Consider the following 18,435-nt stretch of genomic DNA (forward strand, 5'->3'; position numbering starts at 1 on the left):
TTACATGACCGTCGCATGTGTTTCCTTCTGCATCGTCTGTACCGGACGGTTGTCCCCGTCCACAAACACAACGGTGGGTTTATAGTCCTTGGCTTCCTCATTCGTCATGGCTGCGTAGGATATAATAATGACCGTATCACCAGGCTGCACCAGACGAGCTGCGGCCCCGTTCAGACAAATGACGCCGCTCCCGCGCGGTCCCGGGATTACGTAGGTTTCCAGACGGGCCCCGTTGTTATTATTGACGATTTGCACCTTTTCATTCTCCAGCAGATCCGCCGCTTCCATCAGGCTTTCATCTATCGTTATGCTGCCCACATAATTCAAGTTGGCTTCCGTTACGGTCGCACGATGAATTTTGGACTTCATCATCGTTCTAAACATGGGAAAGGACCTCCGCTTTTTCAAGTCTCATATTATCGATCAGGCGTGTTTTTCCGAAAAATACAGCCAGTGCAGCTATAACATCTTCTTGTATATCGTCAAACCGCTCTGCCGCCCCAAGTGGCTCAAGCGAAGGAAAAGTCAGGATCTCTACATAATCAATACGGGCAAGGGGCGCTGATGCGATCCCGGCCTCCAGGAAGGAACGAAGCTCGCCCACATTGGCAATAGTTCCTTGCGATATCCCCTGGCGCGCTTCCCGCAGAGAACGGGACAGCACGAGCGCCTGCTCCCGCTCCTCCTCGCTTAAATACACGTTGCGCGAGCTGAGTGCCAAGCCGTCATTTTCGCGGACGATCGGGCAGGGAACAATTTCGACATTCATGTTCAGATCAGCAACCATTTGCTGCAGTACAGCTACCTGCTGGGCATCCTTCATACCGAAGAATGCATATTCCGGCTGGACCATGTTGAACAGCTTGGCGACTACGGTGGTTACCCCGTCAAAATGACCTGGTCGTGAAGCTCCGCACAGCCGGTCTGTCAGACCCGACACCCGGATTTTGGTGTGAGTCGGCTGCGGGTACATCACTTCAACGGTCGGAATGAACAGAATATCGACACCTTCTCGCCGTGCTAGGGCCGCATCCCGTTCCTCATCCCGCGGATAGCTTTCAAAATCTTCATTAGGCCCAAATTGAATAGGATTTACAAATATGCTGAGCACGACAATATCGCTCTGCTCGCGGGCGGCGCGCATCAAGCTTGCGTGTCCCTCATGCAGATAACCCATCGTTGGGACAAAACCGACCTTTTTTTCTTCTCCCGTACCCAGGGAACGGCGGCGTAAAGCCACCGCAGAACGCAATTGTTGAACGTCTCTCACGATAATCATGATCCGTTCCCCACCTTTTCAGTACGGTTCCCGTATAGTGTATCCATAACACCATCGTCCGCATTAAAAACATGCTGCTCAGCCGGAAAGGCTCGTCCTTTCACATCCGCCACATAACGACCGAGGCTGTCTTTGATTAAAGTTCCAATGTCTCCATAGGTCTGAACAAACCGCTTCGGTCTATAAGAGGATGCGTATTGCAGCACATCGTGATAGACCAGCACCTGGCCATCGCAGCCGCGGCCTGCGCCAATGCCAATGGTCGGAATAGACAACTCTTTGGAAATAAGTGTAGCCACTTCTTCTGTAACCAGTTCCAGCACAATACCGAATGCGCCCGCTTCCTCCAGTGCCTTGGCATCAGCAAGCAGTCTGCGTGCATCCGCAGCGTCCTTGCCTTGAATTCGGTAACCCCCGATTTGGTTGACAGACTGCGGCGTAAGACCGATATGTCCCAGAACAGGCACTCCCGCCTGTACAGCCGCCCGCACGACCGGGATTATTTCAGAGCCACCCTCCATCTTGACCGCATGAGCTCTGCCTTCCTGCATCAGCCGTCTAATGCCGGCCAAGCTTTCCTGTACACTTCCGTGATATGTCATAAACGGCATATCAGCCACGATAAACGTATGCTCGGCACCTCGCGCCACCGCCCTAGTATGATAGACCATATCGTCCAGCGTCACCGGAATGGTGGAGTCGTACCCAAGTACAACATTGCCAAGCGAATCACCGACCAGAATGACATCAACGCCTGCCTCTTCAGCCAGCCTGGCAGACGGATAGTCATAAGCGGTGATCATGCTGATCGGGGTGCCGTCCTCTTTCATTTTTTTCAATTTCACAATGTTCAACGCCTGTTTTCCCGCCATCTTTATGGCTCCCTTCTTCTTTTTTGGACAAACGCAAAAAAACCTTTTTGCAGACGCATCTCAGGTATGCGTCAAAAAGGTCCGAACAGCCAAAAAAGAGTCACTCGCGATCGTCCCTTCTGTCTCGGTCCTGTTCGGCTCAGAGCAGAATCCAACGTAACCAGCAAATGAAGCTATGGTGGTCAAGTCTGTGGGCAAACTGCCCTGGAGTGCAGTTCGGAACAAACCGATACCGCCTCCAGCAAAGTATAACAAATCGAGTTGGATTTTTCACGAATTAATTTGAATGTCCCCGGAAAAGACTGTTACAAGGCTGCCGTCAGTGCGCCGGACAAGCAGGGCTCCTGATGCATCCAGCCCTTCCGCCGTACCTTCAACCGCCTGTCCATTATCCCTGACGGACACCTGTCGACCTACGGTGGCTGACAACGCCTCCCATGACACGCCGATAGGTTTAAATCCTTCCTGTCTATACAGCGTGTACAGATCCTCCAGTTCCTCCATGACAGCCGCAATTAAGGCGGTTCTGTCGATGGGAGTTCCGGCAGCCTCCTTCAGCGATGTGGCGACATGCTTCAGCTCCTCAGGATAATCATCAGCATCCAGATTCACATCGATCCCGATCCCTGCAATACAGTAGCGGACCCTTTGATCCTCCACAGCCGATTCAAGCAGGATGCCGCATATTTTCCGCCCATCCACCAGCAGATCGTTCGGCCACTTGATCACAGCCTCCACATCGGTCACACGCCTTACGGCTCTGCAGACAGCAACCCCCGCCAGCAGCGTAAGCTGGGGCATATACTGCAGCGGCTGCTGAGGGCGGAGAATGACACTCATCCATATTCCTTTGCCGGATGGGGAAAAAAATTTACGGCCTTGCCTGCCTCGCCCTCCGGTCTGCTCCTCCGCAAGCACAAGCGAGCCTTCAGGGGCTCCCTGCTTCGCCAGACGCATCGCTTCCTCCTGGGTCGACACCGTTGTTTCGAACAGGTGCAGCCATCGCCCGAAGGTATCCGTCCGGATTGCTTCAGACAGCGCATCTGTACTGAGCTTGTCCGGCTTCGCGGCAAGCGTATAACCGAGCCGGGGCGATGCCTCAATAACATAACCAAGCTCACGCAGCTTATTCACGTGCTTCCATACCGCGGTTCTGCTCACATTGAGCATCCGGCTGATCTCCTCGCCAGACGTATGAGAAGCGCCTGCTGCCTCCAGCATATTCAACAACTGCTCATGCTTTTTCAACTTCCGTCACCCGCTTTGCTTCCTCAATAAGCTGCTCTTTCTCATTGGCGATATCCCCGCAGGCCGCAGCCAGCAGGAGACGCGTCATCAGCTCGCCCAGCCATGGCCCGCCTCGTCGGTTCAATGCCCCCAGCAGGTCATTGCCTGTAATATTTAAATCCTTCATCTGTTGAATCGAAGTATCGTCTGTCCAGTCCCTGCCCTTGGCTTCCAGCATGCTCACAATCCCTCGAGTATGGGCCACCAGCCTATATTCCAGCGACAGGGACCCGTTCACGGCAAGCCAATCCGCCGCTGTCTCCCTTCCCCACCGGATCAGCCATGAAATCCACTCCCGGCGCAGCCCCGCTTCATCGGCGCTAGATGGCGAAACAGCCGCGACGGCTCTCTCCCACTCCAGCAGCCGCAGCATGCGCACCCGGAATGCGTTGGAGAACGTCCAATCCCGCAGCACGACATCAGCCTGTTCAGGTTCAAAGCCTCCCGCCAGCAAAAGCAGTCCCCAGCGTTGCTCCTCAGGAAGATCATTCAGCCCACCAAGGGAAAAAGCAGAAATGCGCTGCCAGGGTGTTGCCGTCTTCGTAAAGGACAGCAACTCACTTCTGCGCAGCAGCTCAAGCCCGCGCAACGGGTCAGGGCCTTTCATGATTTTCTCCATTTCCGTCCGAACCCGTTCCATGGCAATATAACGCAAAAGCTGCCGTTTGCGCAGCAGCGCCTTCCAGGTCGCCGGAGCGATCCGGAAGCCGAAGACAGCGGCGAAGCGCACGCAACGGAGCATCCGCAGCGCGTCTTCTTCAAACCGCTCCTCCGCCTCGCCTACACAGCGGATCAGGCCCTTCCGGATATCGGCTTCCCCCCCGAACGGGTCCACAAGCTCTCCAGCTCTTGTCAACGCCATGGCGTTCATCGTAAAATCGCGGCGCCGCAAATCTTCCCGCACATCTTTCACAAACCTGACATCCTGCGGACGGCGATGATCCTCGTAATCGGATTCTGTCCGGAACGTCGTCACTTCAAAAGGAAAGCTTCCCGATACCACGGTTACCGTACCGTGCTGAATCCCTGTCGGAATAACATTGTCGAACAGTCCAACCACCTCATCGGGCTCAGCCGAAGTCGTCAGATCCATATCCTGAATGGAACGTCCGAGCAGTTCATCGCGTACGCAGCCGCCAACCCAATAAGCTTCATGGCCAGCGCTGATCAGCCGATCGAGGACCCGTGTGGCCTCGAAGGCCATATCCGGGTCCGCGTTATGCCAACCGTCCATCAACAATTCCACCTTCACTGCTGTAATCCGTAAAACGGACGCGGTTGCCTTTAACAATTCACTGGTTTCAGGCCAGGCACCTCGCGTCCTAATACACGGTAATATATTTCTTCATATTGTCTTCTGATCCTGTCGTTGCAGAACATGGTCTGTGCCCGCCGCAAGCAGGCTTCGCGTAGTCTGGCGGCCTCCCGTTCGTCCGTCAGCAGACGAATCGCATATTCGGCCATTTGCTCTGTATCCCCGATCGGAGCCAGATAACCGGTTTCCCCGTGGACGACGAGCTCCGGTATGCCCCCGGCGGTGGAGCCGATTGTAGGCACCCCACATGCCATCGCTTCGAGCGCAACCAGCCCGAAACTCTCCTTTTCCGAGGGCAGCATCAGCACGTCAGCCATCGACAGCACATGCGCGATATCATCCTGCTTGCCGATGAAATGCACCTTGTCTTCCAGGCCAAGCGCTTCGATTTTACAGCGTATTTTCGGAAGATCTGGGCCTTCGCCGACGAACAGCAGCTTGGCTTTAAGCTCCCGCTGCACCTTTTCGAACACCTCAAGCACATCGCCTACCCTTTTTACAGGGCGGAAATTCGAAATATGCATCATAATCTTCTCGTCAGGTGTGGCGAAATCGCTGCGCAGTGAAGAAGATTCCCGCGGATAATACACTCTTTTATCGACAAAATTATAAGTCAAATCGATCTCACGCGTAATATCAAGCACTTCCCGCGTTTCACGGATCAGGTCCTGGGATACGGCCGTAACCGCATCGCTCTCGTTAATGGCGAGTCTGATCAGATCCTTCAGCGATTCGTCCTGGGCCAGCACCGTGATATCGGTTCCATGCAGTGTCGTAACGACCTTCAAGCGATCTCCTACCATCTGTTTCGCCAGAAATGCGCATACCGCATGAGGAACCGCATAATGCACATGAAGCACGTCAAGGTTTTTCATCTTCGCGACCTGAGCCATCTTCGTCGCCAGCGACAGATCATATGGCGGATAGCGGAATACATAGTAATCATTGACCTCTACTTCATGATAAAAAATGTTTTTATGAAAGTTCCCGCCTAATCTAAACGGAATCCCGTTTGCAATAAAATGCACCTCATGGCCCTGCTCGGCCAGCAGCTTGCCCAGCTCAGTAGCCACTACACCGGAACCTCCCAATGATGGGTAACAGGTAATCCCGATTCTGAGCATGTCATTCATGATCAACAGCCCCCTTTCACCTTTCGGTATCAGGCTTCAATTCTTCTGAAGCTTCAATACTTTAAAATAATTCAATTTTATAAGGGGACTTCACCGCAAAACCCTCCGCAAACGGAACTAAATTCCGCTGACCAAGCAGCGAGTCACGAGCTTTAACCCGCTCTACGTATCCTTGATTAAGAGGAGTAGCTACCACATCCGCTCCTGGAGCCCCCTGCTCAAACTGAGAGCTGTAGCAGCTAAGCGCTTTTTCTTTAATATTATAATACCCTGTTATATCCACAATCAGATCAGCCTTGCCAAGATCATTGATAAAATAAAAATAGAGCTGTTCCACACGGACAGCCGGCAGTTCCGGCATATAACGGCGCAGCTTGGCGTTAAAGACCGCTTCTTCCACCAGCCTGCTGCACATCACATGATCCGGATGACGATCTTCCCAGTACGGCGCAAATACTATCTTCGGAGCATGGCGGCGTACTTCCGCAGTGACAGCAGCCACATGATCCGGTGTTATGTACAAGCCCCGGTCCGGCAGACCCAAATTAATGCGTGCGGAAAGACCGAGTACAGAAGAAGCGGCCTCGGCTTCCTCAGCCCGCCTCTCTACCGTACCGTTCGAGGACATTTCTGCACGGGTCAGATCGCAGATTCCAACCTTCAGACCCGCTGCAGCATGCTTAGCGATCGTGCCTGCCATCCCGATTTCGGCATCATCCGCATGAGCACCGAAGATAAGAATGTCCAGGCTCATTACGCTTCCCCCTCTTGAATGCCCGGCTTGTATTTGTGAACCAACTCCCGCCATGCAAAGTCCCCGCGGTCCAAAGCCTTCACCAAAATTTCGGCCGTCGCAATGTTCGTCGCAAGGGGGATGCCCTGCACGTCACACAAGCGCAGGAGTGCGCTGATATCCGGCTCGTGCGGCTGTGCCATCAGCGGATCACGCAGGAAGATGATCAGGTCCATATCATTCTGGGCCACCATCGCTCCAATCTGTTGATCCCCACCCAGCGGGCCAGACATGTAACGGTGAATTTTCAATTCTGTAGCTTCCATAATCCGCTGCCCTGTAGTGCCTGTTGAATACAATTGATGATCCTTGAACACATGCTCGTACGCGGTTATGAAATTAACCATCTCGTCTTTTTTGCGGTCATGGGCAATGAATGATATTTTTAACATATTCCTCTCTCTCCCATCAAATGTATCGAACTTATCGTTTTCTTTCCGCATTCTTCAAAATTTTAATCTATAAAGTGTTCAAATCCGTAAACAAGCCCCGTATGGCTCATCACTTTCTCAATTCCGATTTTGACCCCAGGCATATAACCCGCACGTTCATAGGAATCATGGCGGATCCTAAGGGATTGTCCGAAGCCGCCGAATATGACCTCCTGCTGTGCAAATACTCCCGGCAGCCTCAGGCTGTGAATGCGGAACCCTTGATAATAGCCGCCCCGCGCACCATCAATTGTCTCTTCCTCGGCGGGATTTCCCTGACGCAGTTCCTGACGGTTCTGTGCAATCAGCTCCGCTGTTTTAATGGCTGTACCGGAAGGAGCATCCAACTTATGGTCCCCATGTGTCTCTATAATCTCCAGATGAGGGAAAAACTTAGCTGCCTGGGCAGCAAATTTCATCATCAAGATAACCCCGATCGAGAAATTAGGAGCAATCAATCCCCCGATGCCCTGCATCCGGCACTGCTTGTCCAATTCTTCGATCTGCTCCGGTGTAAAGCCCGTGGTCCCCATGACCGGTCTGATCCCAAGCTCAATAGCCAGCGTAGTATGGGCATACGCGGATTGAGGGGCCGTAAAGTCCACCATAACATGGGGTCGGCTTTCCCTGAGCGCTCCTTCAAGGTCTTCGACAATCTTGATGCCCGCTTCCGGCAGGCCTACCAGCAGGCCTGCATCCGTTCCCGTGTGTGAACGGTTCACGGCTGCAGCCAGCTCCAGCCCCTCATCCTCAAGTACGAGTTTTACGACCTCCCGGCCCATTCTTCCTCCGGCGCCAACGACCGCTACTTTGATCTTTTCTGTCATATTCACAACTCCTTATGCTGCGGAAATTACAGTCTATTTCTTTGAACCCTTATCATTTTTGCGTTTCAGCAGATCCCGCTGAAGCTGAATTAACTGCTCCTCCTGGGGCAGAAGCGCTATGGCTTCCGCTGCAGCAGACAGGGCCTCATCATACTGATTCAGGTCGCTATACACAAGGGCAAGCAGGACATAAGCATCCGCGCACAGCGGATCCAGATTCACTGCCTCACGAAGCATGTTTATGGCCTTTATGCGTGCCTGGTCCTTCGATGAGTCGTTTCTGGACAGCATTTTCCGCACATCTCCGGCCAGGCGCCTGGCTTCAAGAGCTCTCAGGTGAATTTTATAATCATCATGTCCCGGAGCGAGCCTAACCGCATATTTTGCATGCTCCAATGCCTGATCCAGGCGGTTGCTGCGGGCATAAGTAATAGAGCAGCGGAAGCGGTAATCCGCATTGTCGGGCTCGGCCGCAATCGCCTGCTCAAACCATCGGATGGCCTCTTCAAAATCGTTGCTCAGAATACTGAAATACGCTTTCTGTACATATTCTTCCGCCTTCATAACGCTGCACCTCCGTCCGGTAATCCGTTTGGTACAGCATATGTAAGGAGCGCCTAATCGGTGTCCTTCTTGGTCCAGCGATCTGCATCCCGCGTATTGAATTTATGCATAACCTTGTCATGGGCTTCCGTCAGATCTATACCCAGAGAATTGGCGAAACAGATGGTGATAAACAGAATATCCCCAAGCTCCAGTTCAATGGAATTGTCAGCCTCGTCCTTCTTCTTCGGCTTCTCGCCGAAGGAATGATTGACTTCCCGGGCAAGCTCCCCGACTTCCTCGGACATTCTTGCCAGCATAGCCAGCGGACTGAAGTATCCTTCCTTGAATTGCGATATGTATTGATCGACCTCACGCTGGAGCTCAGCAAGCGTCTTTTCCATAAAAGCCTTATCTCCTTTGATGTGAAGGTTTATCCATATGTTATCGTAAAGGAACTTTGAAAACAAATATTTTTTAATCGCTGCAGAACAAGGTATACTAGGGTGAGATTGCCAAGATCGCTGTTGGTAATCGAATACTACGTCGCTGTGAGGGGTAACATTGAAAAGGTTTAATATCGGTTCACAATTCAAGCAAGTCATTCCCATTGTGCTGGGTACCGCACTGTATGCCTTCGGGCTGCTGTACTTCATCATTCCTAACCAGCTTATGGAAGGAGGCGTAACAGGAGTCACCGTCCTGCTCAATTACGCTTTCTCTATTCCGCCTTCCTTATCCACCCTTATACTGAATATTCCGCTGTTTTTTCTCGGGTGGAAAATACTGGGCGGACGCCAAATTGTATACACAGGTGTCGGAATCGGATCTTTAACTTTTTTTCTGTGGCTGTTTGAGAAGCTGATTGACGTCGGCTGGATCGAGCCGTTTACCACAGAGCATGATTTTATTCTGGCGGCACTCTATGCCGGTGTTACGCTCGGAGGGGGACTTGGTATCGTTTTCCGTTTCGGCGGAACGACCGGTGGCTCGGATATCGTCGCCCGGATTTTTAACCGCAAATTCGGCTGGAGCATGGGACAGGTGCTGCTGGGGATCGATATTCTCATCATCGGCCTATCCCTGCTGTACATCCCGAAGGAAAAAATTCTTTACACGCTGGTCGCTGTGTTTATTGCCTCCAAAGTGATTGATTTTATTCAGGAAGGGGCTTACTCGGCCAGAGCGTTCATGATTATCAGCGATTATGCTCATGAGATCGCGGAGATTGTTACAAGAGATATGGAACGGGGAGTGACGATTATCCCGGCTATCGGCGCGTATTCCAAACAGTCCAAATATGTCGCTTATTGCGTCGTATCCAGAGAGGAAATGCGAAGACTGCATCAGATTGTCAAATCCGTCGATTCTAAAGCTTTTGTGATTATCAACGATGTGCACGATGTGCATGGGGAGGGCTTCCGCGAGGAATAGATCCGATCATGGATGCTCCGAGAACGAAGCATTTCTCCAATCGCTTCGTTCTCGGAGCTGCGGCGCGCATATCCCTGCCCAAACAACCAAAAAATCCGGGTCAAATCACGGTGAATTTCCCTTCAACAAAAAGGCCAAGAACAGAAGCAAGTTGCTCTGTTCCTGGCCTTTTTAACTTACCGCTGAAAAATTCCCTTTTAGAGCGCCCCCTTTGCTGCAAGCCTTCTCAGCGGGTGGGCGGGAAAAACCCATGCTCCGCCCGATACTTGCGGAAGCCAGCATAGACGAGAGCGGCCAAAATGAGACATCCGATCAACCATTTCACGGCCTCTTCGTCCGCCGTCTGCATGAACGGGCCAAAGGCCGCTGCATCCCTCTCACGGCCGAACAATCCATTCAGCGTTTCACGGCCTGAGTTAAGTGCTGCCTTGACAGCAGCCGGGTCAGAATGAGGATTTACGCCCGCTCCCTTAACATAGGAAAGCCACGAGTCAGTCCGGTTCACAGCGGACGGCGGCCTGCTGATCATAGCGGCTGGCCTTATCGTATTGTAATGTTCCTCCAATCGCTCCACAGCTTCAACAAATCCGGAAGTACTCCCTCTTGCGAACTGGCTCTCCGCTTCTTTTAAGTCCTCATTTATTATTTTGTAATACTGCTGCCATAACGGCTGCCTGGGGTGGGCCAGCACATCCGCCGCCAGTCTCAAGCTTGCAGCGGCCTGAATGACAGCATCCGGGGATATTCCAGCCGCGTTTACCGCTTCCTGGACGTCCAGAATGGCTCCGGAAAAGGCATGAATCCCTTCCACCGACATGGATTTCTGAACACCTCCGCTACCGAACAACTGTGTGACCTCCGCCAGACGGTGGCGGACTTGTACGATATTCCCTTCTTTGGCATGCTTATATAAAGCAGCCGCTGCCTGGTCCAGCGCCTGCTGCTGTTGTTGATCGGCGGATGATGGCGAGGACGCTTCGTAGGCGTCAGAAACCGCTTGAGGCAACAAAACGAACAGAAGCACCGCACACAGCAGCGTCCGAATCGTACCGGCAACACCGTTCATTGGACATCCCTCCTACCCTATCTGTATGGCAGGAAGGAATGGCCTAGAACTGAAAGCTGAAGCGGCAGGCTGATCGGTAATCCAGCATCAGCCCTCCCGTTTCCGCGACAGGATCATCACCAGCCAGCAGGCAGCCGCGCTGCCCAGCGTAAGAGCTACCGTGAAATTACGGACAGCAGGCACATCGTCAAACAGCTCACGCGGCAGCCAAGGATTGATCCCGTAGGTATAATCTATCAGATCGTTCAGCAGCGTCCACAGCAAAGCCACAGTCAGGCCAGCGGAGCGCACCGCAAAAAAGCGGATATACAGTAGCGCCTCCACCGCCATAATCGTGTGAGAGGCGACAAGCATCCAATCAAGCGGACCGATGATATCCCCTTGCGACGCGCCTGCGAAGATGATGGCCGATGCCCAAATGCCATATTTTACACTGGTCACGACAGCCAGTCCTTCCATCAGATGCCTGATACCCATCCACCCTCTGCTGACAGGAGGATACAGCAGAAACAGCAGAGCGATGGTAAAAAACAGGCTCGCGGTGGGACTGTCAGGAACAAATACAATCAGCCAGTGAGGATAACGCTCCCAAGTATACGCAAGCTGGTCGTCATACCAGACATAGCCTCCTATCGTCCCCAACAAATTGCTCCAGAAGAGCAACCACAAAAAATAGCGGTTCAGCAACAGCTCTCCGCTCCACAAAAAGGATATGGACAATTACTTCAGACCTCCAGTCACTCAAGCGATATACAAATTGATCTATGTACCAAAAGAAACCCAATCGCATGAGCGATCAGGTTTCATAACCACTTTATTTTACTGTGACTGGCTTCGAATCGCAAGCGCATGACTGTAAGTTCCGTTAAATCAACGCTTTCAGTTCATCCGTAAGAGTTCGGAAAGCTACCTCATCCTTGGAAGCAAGCGCCTCGTCAATTTCGCGGTACAGCTTGTCGCTTTTATACCGGCGCAATGCCTCATCCAGTACCAACTCCGCCGACAGACCAAGCATGACTTCATAAGTAACCTTCATTTTATCCATAGGATGCACCTCCAAACAAGGTTCTCAAGGGTTTTTATATGCTCTTCCTTTTGCCACATAGTTTAACGTTGTATCCGCCATCCGCTTCAAATCGGCTTCCGTTAATTCTCTTACCACTCTTGCAGGGCTTCCAAGTGAAAGGGTGTAGGGAGGAATACGTGTATTTTCAGTTACAAGTGATCCCGCTCCTATTAAAGCATATTCACCAACGGCCGCACCGTTCAGTACAATAGCCCCCATTCCAATCAATGTGCCCTTGCCGATCATGCAGCCATGAATGATCGCCCCATGACCGACGGATACGTCTTCCGACACCATCAGCGGCTGGTTCGTATTGACATGGCCGATGACCCCATCCTGAATATTGCTCCGGTCGCCGATCGTAATCGGCGCCATATCCCCGCGCAGAACGGCATTGAACCATACGGAGCAATCCTTGCCGATCGTAACATCACCGATAATCCGGGTTCCTTCGGCTGTATATACCGATGGATGAAGCGTGGGCCACTTTCCTTGATAAGCCATCATAATATGAATCCACCCTTCCGTTTTGGGTGTGATTCTAGCAATACGCTGCAGTATTGTCAAACTTTCTTGACTCCTATGCGGCTCACGGACGGGCTGCAGCAGCTCGCCGTCATCATTCCCCACGCCGTCATCTGTAGAACGGTCCCTGCCGTCGGATGTTCACCGAGGCGGATCATACCGAAATGCATCAGCAGACGGATGATTCTTTTATCAAAGACGGCTTCAGATGTGTCATAGTAAAAAGGCTTGATGAAAGGGCCGATTTGTTCGAACAAAGAAGCCTTGGATACCCAGGATTTTGCACAAACAGAGGTCCAATATATGAGAGATGATATATTGGGCACCGCCCCTTTATACAGTCTTAACCAAAACCTGAATAACTGTACCAACTCTTCCTCAGTCGACATATCAAGCGCTTCCTCCCCTTTTGCCGTCAATACAAGGAGGCCGTTTGCTTCGGCAATCCATTTACGGTGAAAGGCATAATCATACATCAGGGCGAAACGGTCTGGATAATTCTTGAAAAACATTCCATAACCGAAACGCCAGCCCCCTTTGCCGAGCAAAGGTTCAGCAACATGCAGATGCTCCATCACTTGCTGCTGAGTACGCCGGTACATTACACCTTCCGGGTTCAGCACAACTTCATGTGAACTGATGAACCGCAGCATAAGCTTTAAATCTTCCCCCAGCAGATGCCCTTCATCTCTGTATATCGCAGGCTCGTCCGTACTCACGATCATTTCCCGCATCTGCTGCCTGGTCACTTCGCTTAGACGCTGCTTTAAATCAGCAGGCACTTGATACAGATAGCGGGTCTGATGGGTGGAGCCGTTGAAGAGCCAGCCGGCACTGCGAAGGCGTGCTACGATTTCCCGTGGTGTGATTTCCGTCTGCTCATCCAGGGCCTGCCTGGCAGCCGCGACCAGCTCTTCCATGCTGAAATAGGGCCGTTCATCAAACAGCAGTGTATTCAGAAACCTTCGGTATGGCAGCGGCAATGCCTGCACCTGTTGTGCAAAAAACTCACGCCTCCCCAGCTTTGTAAGAATACCCTGGATTAATTCATGCTTGGAATTCGGCTTGCATTCGCATTCGTAGTGGCTGGCAATCCTATTTAGTTGGCCGATGTCGGCATAAGTTAGCATATCCGCCAGATTCATAGTATCATAGCCCCCGCCGCCCTCCAGATGGTTTCTGCCAAACTCCGGTGATCTGTGCTGTCTAGAAACAGCTTTGACCGATTGCTGGCTTTCTAAACCTAAATTTATCCATAAACAGTGAATGTCCATATCTATGAATTCAAAAAGGCCGAGAACGGGAAGCAAGTTCAGCCTCTGTCCTCGACCTGTGTATCTACAAAAAATAAAGGGGATGATCCCCGGCAGAAAATCCGCTTGGAGATATCCCCTTTAAAGAAGGTGCTTCGTGCAGTTATAAAGCACAGGAGCCCAATCGATGTCCTGCCGCTCTAGAATGGTTAACGAAAGATTACCGATTCTTTCTGTATACTTATCCTCATAGAGCGCCTTGAACATTTGGGCAAGAAAAGCTCCATGGGAGATAACCAGCAAGTTGCGGTCCCGATTCTCTTCCCATACGGCATGGAGAAAGGCCAGCCCTCTCAGTCTCATTGCTTCGTCACTCTCCTGGCCTAGCTCCAGCAGATGCCAGTCAACGCCCCACTTTTCTTCCCGTTCCGCCTGAGTCAGCCCTTCCGCTTGACCGAAAGATCTCTCCATCAGACGAGCATCCGGTTCCAGTATCTCTATACCCAGCATAGAGGCAATAATTTCTCCCGTCTCCTGGGCACGGGATAGACTGCTGGTCACTACCGCATTCCATTTGTACGGTTCCTTTTGCAAACGGGCACCAAGCAATCTTGCCTGCTTCCGGCCTTCTTCATTCAATGGAATATCACTCTGGCCCTGAATTCTCCCAAGCACATTCCAATCTGTTAAACCGTGTCTAATTAGACCCAACAGCATGCTGCTTCCCTCACGTTCCCGCTACTTGTATGAGCTGTAGTCTTATTCTGCATTCTATCTTCTTACGCGGTGCACCCAGCCGATCGACAACAATGCCAGGGCTACCGCAAGGAAGGACAGTACCATCCAATACCCCGGATAGGTTGGGACGATATTCCCGATTTGCGGTTCCATAATACCATATGTCGGCTCCGGAATGACCACCTCTATGCTGTCAGACACAGAATTGGCCCCAGCTACTCCCGTCGGCAGTAAGCCCGACTGCTGTGCCTCGGTAAAGGCCTGACCCTGGGTACTCCCTGACGGACTGCTACTCATCGTTAAAACCAAAAAACTGCACAGAAAGACGGCCAGGAAGCCAGCTATCCAAGCCGAAATGGATCTACGCAATGCCGGACTCACCCGGGAGCGACGGTTTTCACCTGGCACAAGCCAAGGCGATTCAGCATAAATCCGCTCCATGACCCGGCGGTTGACGCTCTCCGCCTGTTCCTCCGTCACTTCTTCGGGAAATTGAAGCATAGCCGAGCGGCTGAGCTGCCAGCCCGACCATTCTGCCGAACAGCGCTCGCAGTTCGCATTATGGTCTTCCACCATTTTGCGACGCGGGTCTTGTTCGGGCAGATCGTTCAAAACACCGAACAATTCCTTAGCCTCCCTGCATTTCATCGGCTGCTCATTCCTTCCCTTTCCTCAAATAGGGGGTCATATAGATAAGGCTCCAATTGATTCTTCACACTTGAACGTGCCCTGAACAAAAGTGATTTGACCGCACTTACGGTTTGTCCGAGCACTTTGGCAATCTCCTGATAGTCCAGTTGATCATATTCGCGTAGAATTAACGCGGAGCGCTGCTTTTCCGGAAGATTCTTGATCGCTTCACGTACCATTTCCACTTGCTCGGTTCTTAATATCGCCTGCTCAGGTATAGCCTCAATAGGGGCAATCGGGGTATATCCGCTTTCCTCTAGCGGCACGCTGCCGCTGCGCTGCTTACGGAGCTCACTGAGCACCGTATTACGTGCAATGGTATACAACCAGGTTGAAAATGAGGCGTCCACCTCCCGAAAAGAGTGAAGGCTCCGATAAGCCTTGTAAAAGGTTTCCGAGCACAAATCCTCGGCCATCATTTCAAGCCCTGAGCTTTTTAGCATATGGTACACGAAAGCCAGAATCTTTCGTTGATACCTTCTCATTAAATGTGAATATAATTCAACATTCCCTTGCTTAATCTCATGAATCAACTGGGAATCCGTCATCATCCGAGTGAGACCCTCCTCGCCCATGTGCCTCTTCCCCGTCCGATTCTTTATATGTATTACCGAACAGGTTTGTAAAAGTTGCGATGTATCATGTGTTCAAAATTTTCCTCACTCATTGTACCATATATTAGCTGCAATCTAAAAGTTGAAAAATTTCGAGTCCCATTTTCACGAAAAAAAAGCAAAAAAAGACCACCTAGGCCAGAACCTAAGTGGTTACTACTATGTTTCAAGTAGTGCAGTTAAAGGATAGGAGTGGAGAGAAACCATACTGTACTTTTATTATATGTATCCGTTTTCATTTTGTCAACGATTTTTTAAAGCGTTTTCTTTTTTGCTAAAAAAGCCGGAACAACAGCTTCTTTCCCTGTTTCCGGCTTCTTCCGCTTCATTTACACAACCACGTGATAGCTCTGCTCGCTCAGCAGCTTTTTAGCTTTTTCCCAGTTGTCTTCCTGTCTGAAGGATAATCTCAGGATGCCAGGTACATCCTCTCTGCTCTCTATAATCTGCATGTTGCTAAGGTTAATCCGGTGATCCCCTAGCAGAGTTGCGATTTGGCCAATAATGCCCGGCGTATCCGGCACATCGATATACAGATCAAATAAAGGAGTGATCATCCCTTTGCGCCGCTCTGGAAGCTCACTGCGAAATGCACCGGCTGCTCTGAACTCATCCGCAATACCCTCGCCGTCCCGCTCAACCAACAGACGTGTAAACCGTTCAATCTGCTCATTCCATTCCTGCAGCAGACCCAGCAGCACATCCCTGTTGCTGAGCAAAATATCGCGCCAGACAATCGGATCACTTGAAGCGATCCGCGTAATGTCTCTGAAGCCGCCCGCCGCAAGAACACGGTAGAATTCGTTCTCCTCATTATGCCTGCGCACCTGATTCACCAGAGAGGCGGCTATGATATGAGGAAGATGGCTGATCGCCCCTACGATATCATCATGCATTCCCGGCTCCACTCTTACAATCTGCGCACCAGTATACTGCAGCAGCCTTTCAAGGGATTGGCACACCGCCTCAGGAACACCTGCGACCGGTGAAAGTACGTAATAGGCGTTCTCAAACAAGACGGCAGAAGCAGCGGTAATGCCCGAACGCTCCGAACCCGCCATCGGATGGCCTCCGATAAAATATACGCCGTCCCACGTGATCTTCTCCGCAAGCGTCGTAATCGATTGCTTGGTGCTTCCCACATCGCTGATAATGCAACCTTGTTTCAGCGGAAGCTTGCTTAGCAGCAGCAGGTAGTGCTCAAGCTGTCCAACAGGCACACACAGAAATATGAAATCGGCATCCAGCGCCGCTTGCTCGACAGACAGGGTCGCAGAGTCGACGACTCCGCGGCTGACCATCGGTTCCAATAATTCAGGAAGATGGGCGTGGCCAACAACGGTGATGCCCGGTTTGCCTTTAAAGCAAAGCGCAAGCGATCCGCCAATCAGCCCTACCCCGAATATAGCAATTTTCATGAATATCGTTTCCTATCTGCGTTATTAAGGCTATAACTGAGCCTTTTCCAATCGCAGCACCTGTTCAAGCGTGCTGATGAACGTTTCGTTCTGTGTCTGGGAACCGACGGTTACGCGTATGTAGGTCGGATATTTCGCGAATCCGGCACGGATAATGATGCCTTGTTGCAGAAGCAATTCAAACACTTCTCTGGACGGACGGCCGACATCAACCAAAATAAAATTACCATGCGCAGGAAACGAAGCAAGGCCCAGTCTCTTGAATTCATTTTGTAAGTATGCGATGCCCGCTGTATTTTTAGTACGGCATTCATGCACGAAATCCTGATCGTCCAACGCCGCGACGGCCGCCGCCTGACCAATTCTCGACGTGTTGAATGGCTCTCGTACCTGATTAATCAGCCGGATTACCTCCGGTTGACCCATACCATAGCCGACCCGCAAAGAAGCGATGCCATAAATTTTGGAAAAGGTGCGCAGCACGACCAGATTGCTGTATTGGGACAGCAGGTGAATGCTGTTAGGATAGGACGAATCGGTAACGTATTCGTAGTAAGCCTCATCCAAAACGACCATAACATGCCCTGGGACGCGGTCCAGAAAAGCTGTCAGCTCCTTCTCGGACACTATAGTGCCAGTCGGATTATTCGGATTGCAGATCCAGACGATCTTTGTCTTGGTATTGACATGAGAGAGCATAGCACTCAGGTCATGCGTTCCATCAACAAGCGGAACCTCCACCGATACGGCGCCTTCAATATCCGCATTGCTTTTGTAAACCGAGAAGGTCTGGTCTGCCATAATATTCTCGTCTCCAGGCACCAGAAAGGCCCGCGTTATCAGTGCGATAATCTCATCAGAGCCGCAGCCGAAAATAATCTGGTTATCCTGAACTCCCGTATGACGTGCAAGCGCCCTCGTCAGTTCAACGGCACTGCCGTCTGGGTAAAGGCTCAATTGGGATAATTCAGCCTGGATGGCTTCCTTTACAGCGGGAGAGCTCCCATACGGATTTTCATTAGATGCCAGCTTGATGACCTGATCCAACCCAAGCTCGCGCTTGACCTCCTCGATCGGTTTACCCGGCTGGTACACCGGTAAATTACCAATTTGCGGTTTAGGCTGCACAGCCCTCGCCCCCTTGTCTGCGA

At 51.5% G+C, this 18,435-nt stretch carries 22 protein-coding genes; 1 reads left to right on the forward strand and 21 read right to left on the reverse strand.

All coding sequences use genetic code 11. From position 1 onward, the window contains the following. The 11 genes from panD to OIN60_RS07550 form a co-directional block, all read right to left on the reverse strand. Positions 1-384, reverse strand: coding sequence for an aspartate 1-decarboxylase (panD, locus tag OIN60_RS07500; protein WP_305754244.1), 384 nt, complete (start codon positions 382-384; stop codon positions 1-3). Beyond that, on the reverse strand, positions 377-1,279 hold the full coding sequence (gene panC / locus OIN60_RS07505) for a pantoate--beta-alanine ligase (protein ID WP_305754245.1): 903 nt from the start codon (positions 1,277-1,279) through the stop codon (positions 377-379). Before panC ends, panD begins: the two co-directional genes overlap by 8 nt. Then, positions 1,276-2,151 carry a 3-methyl-2-oxobutanoate hydroxymethyltransferase gene (gene panB / locus OIN60_RS07510; RefSeq protein ID WP_305754246.1) on the reverse strand — a complete coding sequence of 292 codons (876 nt, stop codon included), beginning with the start codon at positions 2,149-2,151 and terminating at the stop codon, positions 1,276-1,278. The genes panC and panB overlap by 4 nt, the downstream gene beginning before the upstream one ends. 270 nt (positions 2,152-2,421) lie before the next feature. Further along, a complete protein-coding gene (locus OIN60_RS07515) occupies positions 2,422-3,399 on the reverse strand; it encodes a biotin--[acetyl-CoA-carboxylase] ligase (RefSeq protein ID WP_305754247.1) in 978 nt (325 codons plus the stop codon). Continuing rightward, positions 3,386-4,672, reverse strand: coding sequence for a CCA tRNA nucleotidyltransferase (locus OIN60_RS07520; protein ID WP_370872430.1), 1,287 nt, complete (start codon positions 4,670-4,672; stop codon positions 3,386-3,388). Before OIN60_RS07520 ends, OIN60_RS07515 begins: the two co-directional genes overlap by 14 nt. 50 nt (positions 4,673-4,722) lie before the next feature. Next, on the reverse strand, positions 4,723-5,886 hold the full coding sequence (bshA, locus tag OIN60_RS07525; RefSeq protein ID WP_305754248.1) for an N-acetyl-alpha-D-glucosaminyl L-malate synthase BshA: 1,164 nt from the start codon (positions 5,884-5,886) through the stop codon (positions 4,723-4,725). 61 nt (positions 5,887-5,947) lie between these two features. Further along, positions 5,948-6,640, reverse strand: coding sequence for a bacillithiol biosynthesis deacetylase BshB1 (gene bshB1 / locus OIN60_RS07530; protein WP_305754249.1), 693 nt, complete (start codon positions 6,638-6,640; stop codon positions 5,948-5,950). After that, the gene (gene mgsA, locus OIN60_RS07535) at positions 6,640-7,071 is read right to left on the reverse strand and encodes a methylglyoxal synthase (RefSeq protein ID WP_305754250.1); all 432 of its coding nucleotides are present in this window, start codon (positions 7,069-7,071) and stop codon (positions 6,640-6,642) included. Before mgsA ends, bshB1 begins: the two co-directional genes overlap by 1 nt. Positions 7,072-7,133: 62 nt before the next feature. Beyond that, positions 7,134-7,937: a 4-hydroxy-tetrahydrodipicolinate reductase gene (gene dapB / locus OIN60_RS07540; RefSeq protein ID WP_305754251.1), complete on the reverse strand. Its 804-nt coding sequence runs from the start codon at positions 7,935-7,937 to the stop codon at positions 7,134-7,136. Positions 7,938-7,970: 33 nt separating this feature from the next. Further along, positions 7,971-8,501, reverse strand: coding sequence for a tetratricopeptide repeat protein (locus OIN60_RS07545; protein ID WP_305754252.1), 531 nt, complete (start codon positions 8,499-8,501; stop codon positions 7,971-7,973). Positions 8,502-8,554: 53 nt separating this feature from the next. Next, positions 8,555-8,884: a nucleotide pyrophosphohydrolase gene (locus OIN60_RS07550; protein ID WP_305754253.1), complete on the reverse strand. Its 330-nt coding sequence runs from the start codon at positions 8,882-8,884 to the stop codon at positions 8,555-8,557. Positions 8,885-9,044: 160 nt separating this feature from the next. Between OIN60_RS07550 and OIN60_RS07555 the strand changes: the two genes are divergently transcribed. Further along, positions 9,045-9,914: a YitT family protein gene (locus OIN60_RS07555; protein ID WP_305754254.1), complete on the forward strand. Its 870-nt coding sequence runs from the start codon at positions 9,045-9,047 to the stop codon at positions 9,912-9,914. 226 nt (positions 9,915-10,140) lie between these two features. Here OIN60_RS07555 and OIN60_RS07560 read toward each other — a convergent pair whose 3' ends face one another. From OIN60_RS07560 to hisC, 10 genes are all read right to left on the reverse strand, one after another. Then, positions 10,141-10,980 carry a sporulation protein YpjB gene (locus OIN60_RS07560; RefSeq protein WP_305754255.1) on the reverse strand — a complete coding sequence of 280 codons (840 nt, stop codon included), beginning with the start codon at positions 10,978-10,980 and terminating at the stop codon, positions 10,141-10,143. A gap of 87 nt (positions 10,981-11,067) precedes the next feature. Then, on the reverse strand, positions 11,068-11,700 hold the full coding sequence (locus OIN60_RS07565) for a DUF1405 domain-containing protein (protein WP_305754256.1): 633 nt from the start codon (positions 11,698-11,700) through the stop codon (positions 11,068-11,070). Positions 11,701-11,845: 145 nt separating this feature from the next. Beyond that, entirely contained in the window at positions 11,846-12,025 is a 180-nt protein-coding gene (locus OIN60_RS07570) for an IDEAL domain-containing protein (protein WP_305754257.1), read from the reverse strand. 24 nt (positions 12,026-12,049) lie between these two features. Next, positions 12,050-12,553, reverse strand: a complete 504-nt coding sequence (locus OIN60_RS07575; protein WP_370872449.1) for a gamma carbonic anhydrase family protein — start codon at positions 12,551-12,553, stop codon at positions 12,050-12,052. A gap of 56 nt (positions 12,554-12,609) precedes the next feature. After that, entirely contained in the window at positions 12,610-13,716 is a 1,107-nt protein-coding gene (locus tag OIN60_RS07580; protein ID WP_305754258.1) for a hypothetical protein, read from the reverse strand. A gap of 249 nt (positions 13,717-13,965) precedes the next feature. Then, complete coding sequence (locus OIN60_RS07585) at positions 13,966-14,541, reverse strand: histidine phosphatase family protein (protein WP_305754259.1); 576 nt, start codon at positions 14,539-14,541, stop codon at positions 13,966-13,968. Between the two features lie 54 nt (positions 14,542-14,595). After that, complete coding sequence (locus OIN60_RS07590; RefSeq protein WP_305754260.1) at positions 14,596-15,186, reverse strand: anti-sigma factor; 591 nt, start codon at positions 15,184-15,186, stop codon at positions 14,596-14,598. Positions 15,187-15,206: 20 nt separating this feature from the next. Continuing rightward, positions 15,207-15,800, reverse strand: coding sequence for an RNA polymerase sigma factor (locus OIN60_RS07595; protein WP_305754633.1), 594 nt, complete (start codon positions 15,798-15,800; stop codon positions 15,207-15,209). A gap of 395 nt (positions 15,801-16,195) precedes the next feature. Further along, positions 16,196-17,284: a prephenate dehydrogenase gene (locus tag OIN60_RS07600; protein WP_305754261.1), complete on the reverse strand. Its 1,089-nt coding sequence runs from the start codon at positions 17,282-17,284 to the stop codon at positions 16,196-16,198. A 30-nt stretch (positions 17,285-17,314) separates the two neighbouring features. Next, positions 17,315-18,412, reverse strand: coding sequence for a histidinol-phosphate transaminase (gene hisC, locus OIN60_RS07605; RefSeq protein ID WP_305754262.1), 1,098 nt, complete (start codon positions 18,410-18,412; stop codon positions 17,315-17,317). Between the last annotated feature and the right edge of the window lie 23 nt (positions 18,413-18,435).

The sequence above is a fragment of the Paenibacillus zeirhizosphaerae genome, assembly GCF_030705605.1.
GTDB lineage: Bacteria > Bacillota > Bacilli > Paenibacillales > Paenibacillaceae > Paenibacillus > Paenibacillus zeirhizosphaerae.

Excerpts from the sequence above, each read along its gene's own strand:
- panD (WP_305754244.1), bottom strand. The coding sequence starts at position 384 with ATGTTTAGAACGATGATGAAGTCCAAAATTCATCGTGCGACCGTAACG.
- panC (WP_305754245.1), bottom strand. The coding sequence starts at position 1,279 with ATGATTATCGTGAGAGACGTTCAACAATTGCGTTCTGCGGTGGCTTTA.
- panB (WP_305754246.1), bottom strand. The coding sequence starts at position 2,151 with ATGGCGGGAAAACAGGCGTTGAACATTGTGAAATTGAAAAAAATGAAA.
- OIN60_RS07520 (WP_370872430.1), bottom strand. The coding sequence starts at position 4,672 with ATGGACGGTTGGCATAACGCGGACCCGGATATGGCCTTCGAGGCCACA.
- bshA (WP_305754248.1), bottom strand. The coding sequence starts at position 5,886 with ATGAATGACATGCTCAGAATCGGGATTACCTGTTACCCATCATTGGGA.
- bshB1 (WP_305754249.1), bottom strand. The coding sequence starts at position 6,640 with ATGAGCCTGGACATTCTTATCTTCGGTGCTCATGCGGATGATGCCGAA.
- mgsA (WP_305754250.1), bottom strand. The coding sequence starts at position 7,071 with ATGTTAAAAATATCATTCATTGCCCATGACCGCAAAAAAGACGAGATG.
- dapB (WP_305754251.1), bottom strand. The coding sequence starts at position 7,937 with ATGACAGAAAAGATCAAAGTAGCGGTCGTTGGCGCCGGAGGAAGAATG.
- OIN60_RS07545 (WP_305754252.1), bottom strand. The coding sequence starts at position 8,501 with ATGAAGGCGGAAGAATATGTACAGAAAGCGTATTTCAGTATTCTGAGC.
- OIN60_RS07550 (WP_305754253.1), bottom strand. The coding sequence starts at position 8,884 with ATGGAAAAGACGCTTGCTGAGCTCCAGCGTGAGGTCGATCAATACATA.
- OIN60_RS07560 (WP_305754255.1), bottom strand. The coding sequence starts at position 10,980 with ATGAACGGTGTTGCCGGTACGATTCGGACGCTGCTGTGTGCGGTGCTT.
- OIN60_RS07570 (WP_305754257.1), bottom strand. The coding sequence starts at position 12,025 with ATGGATAAAATGAAGGTTACTTATGAAGTCATGCTTGGTCTGTCGGCG.
- OIN60_RS07575 (WP_370872449.1), bottom strand. The coding sequence starts at position 12,553 with ATGATGGCTTATCAAGGAAAGTGGCCCACGCTTCATCCATCGGTATAT.
- OIN60_RS07580 (WP_305754258.1), bottom strand. The coding sequence starts at position 13,716 with ATGAATCTGGCGGATATGCTAACTTATGCCGACATCGGCCAACTAAAT.
- OIN60_RS07585 (WP_305754259.1), bottom strand. The coding sequence starts at position 14,541 with ATGCTGTTGGGTCTAATTAGACACGGTTTAACAGATTGGAATGTGCTT.
- OIN60_RS07595 (WP_305754633.1), bottom strand. The coding sequence starts at position 15,800 with ATGACGGATTCCCAGTTGATTCATGAGATTAAGCAAGGGAATGTTGAA.
- OIN60_RS07600 (WP_305754261.1), bottom strand. The coding sequence starts at position 17,284 with ATGAAAATTGCTATATTCGGGGTAGGGCTGATTGGCGGATCGCTTGCG.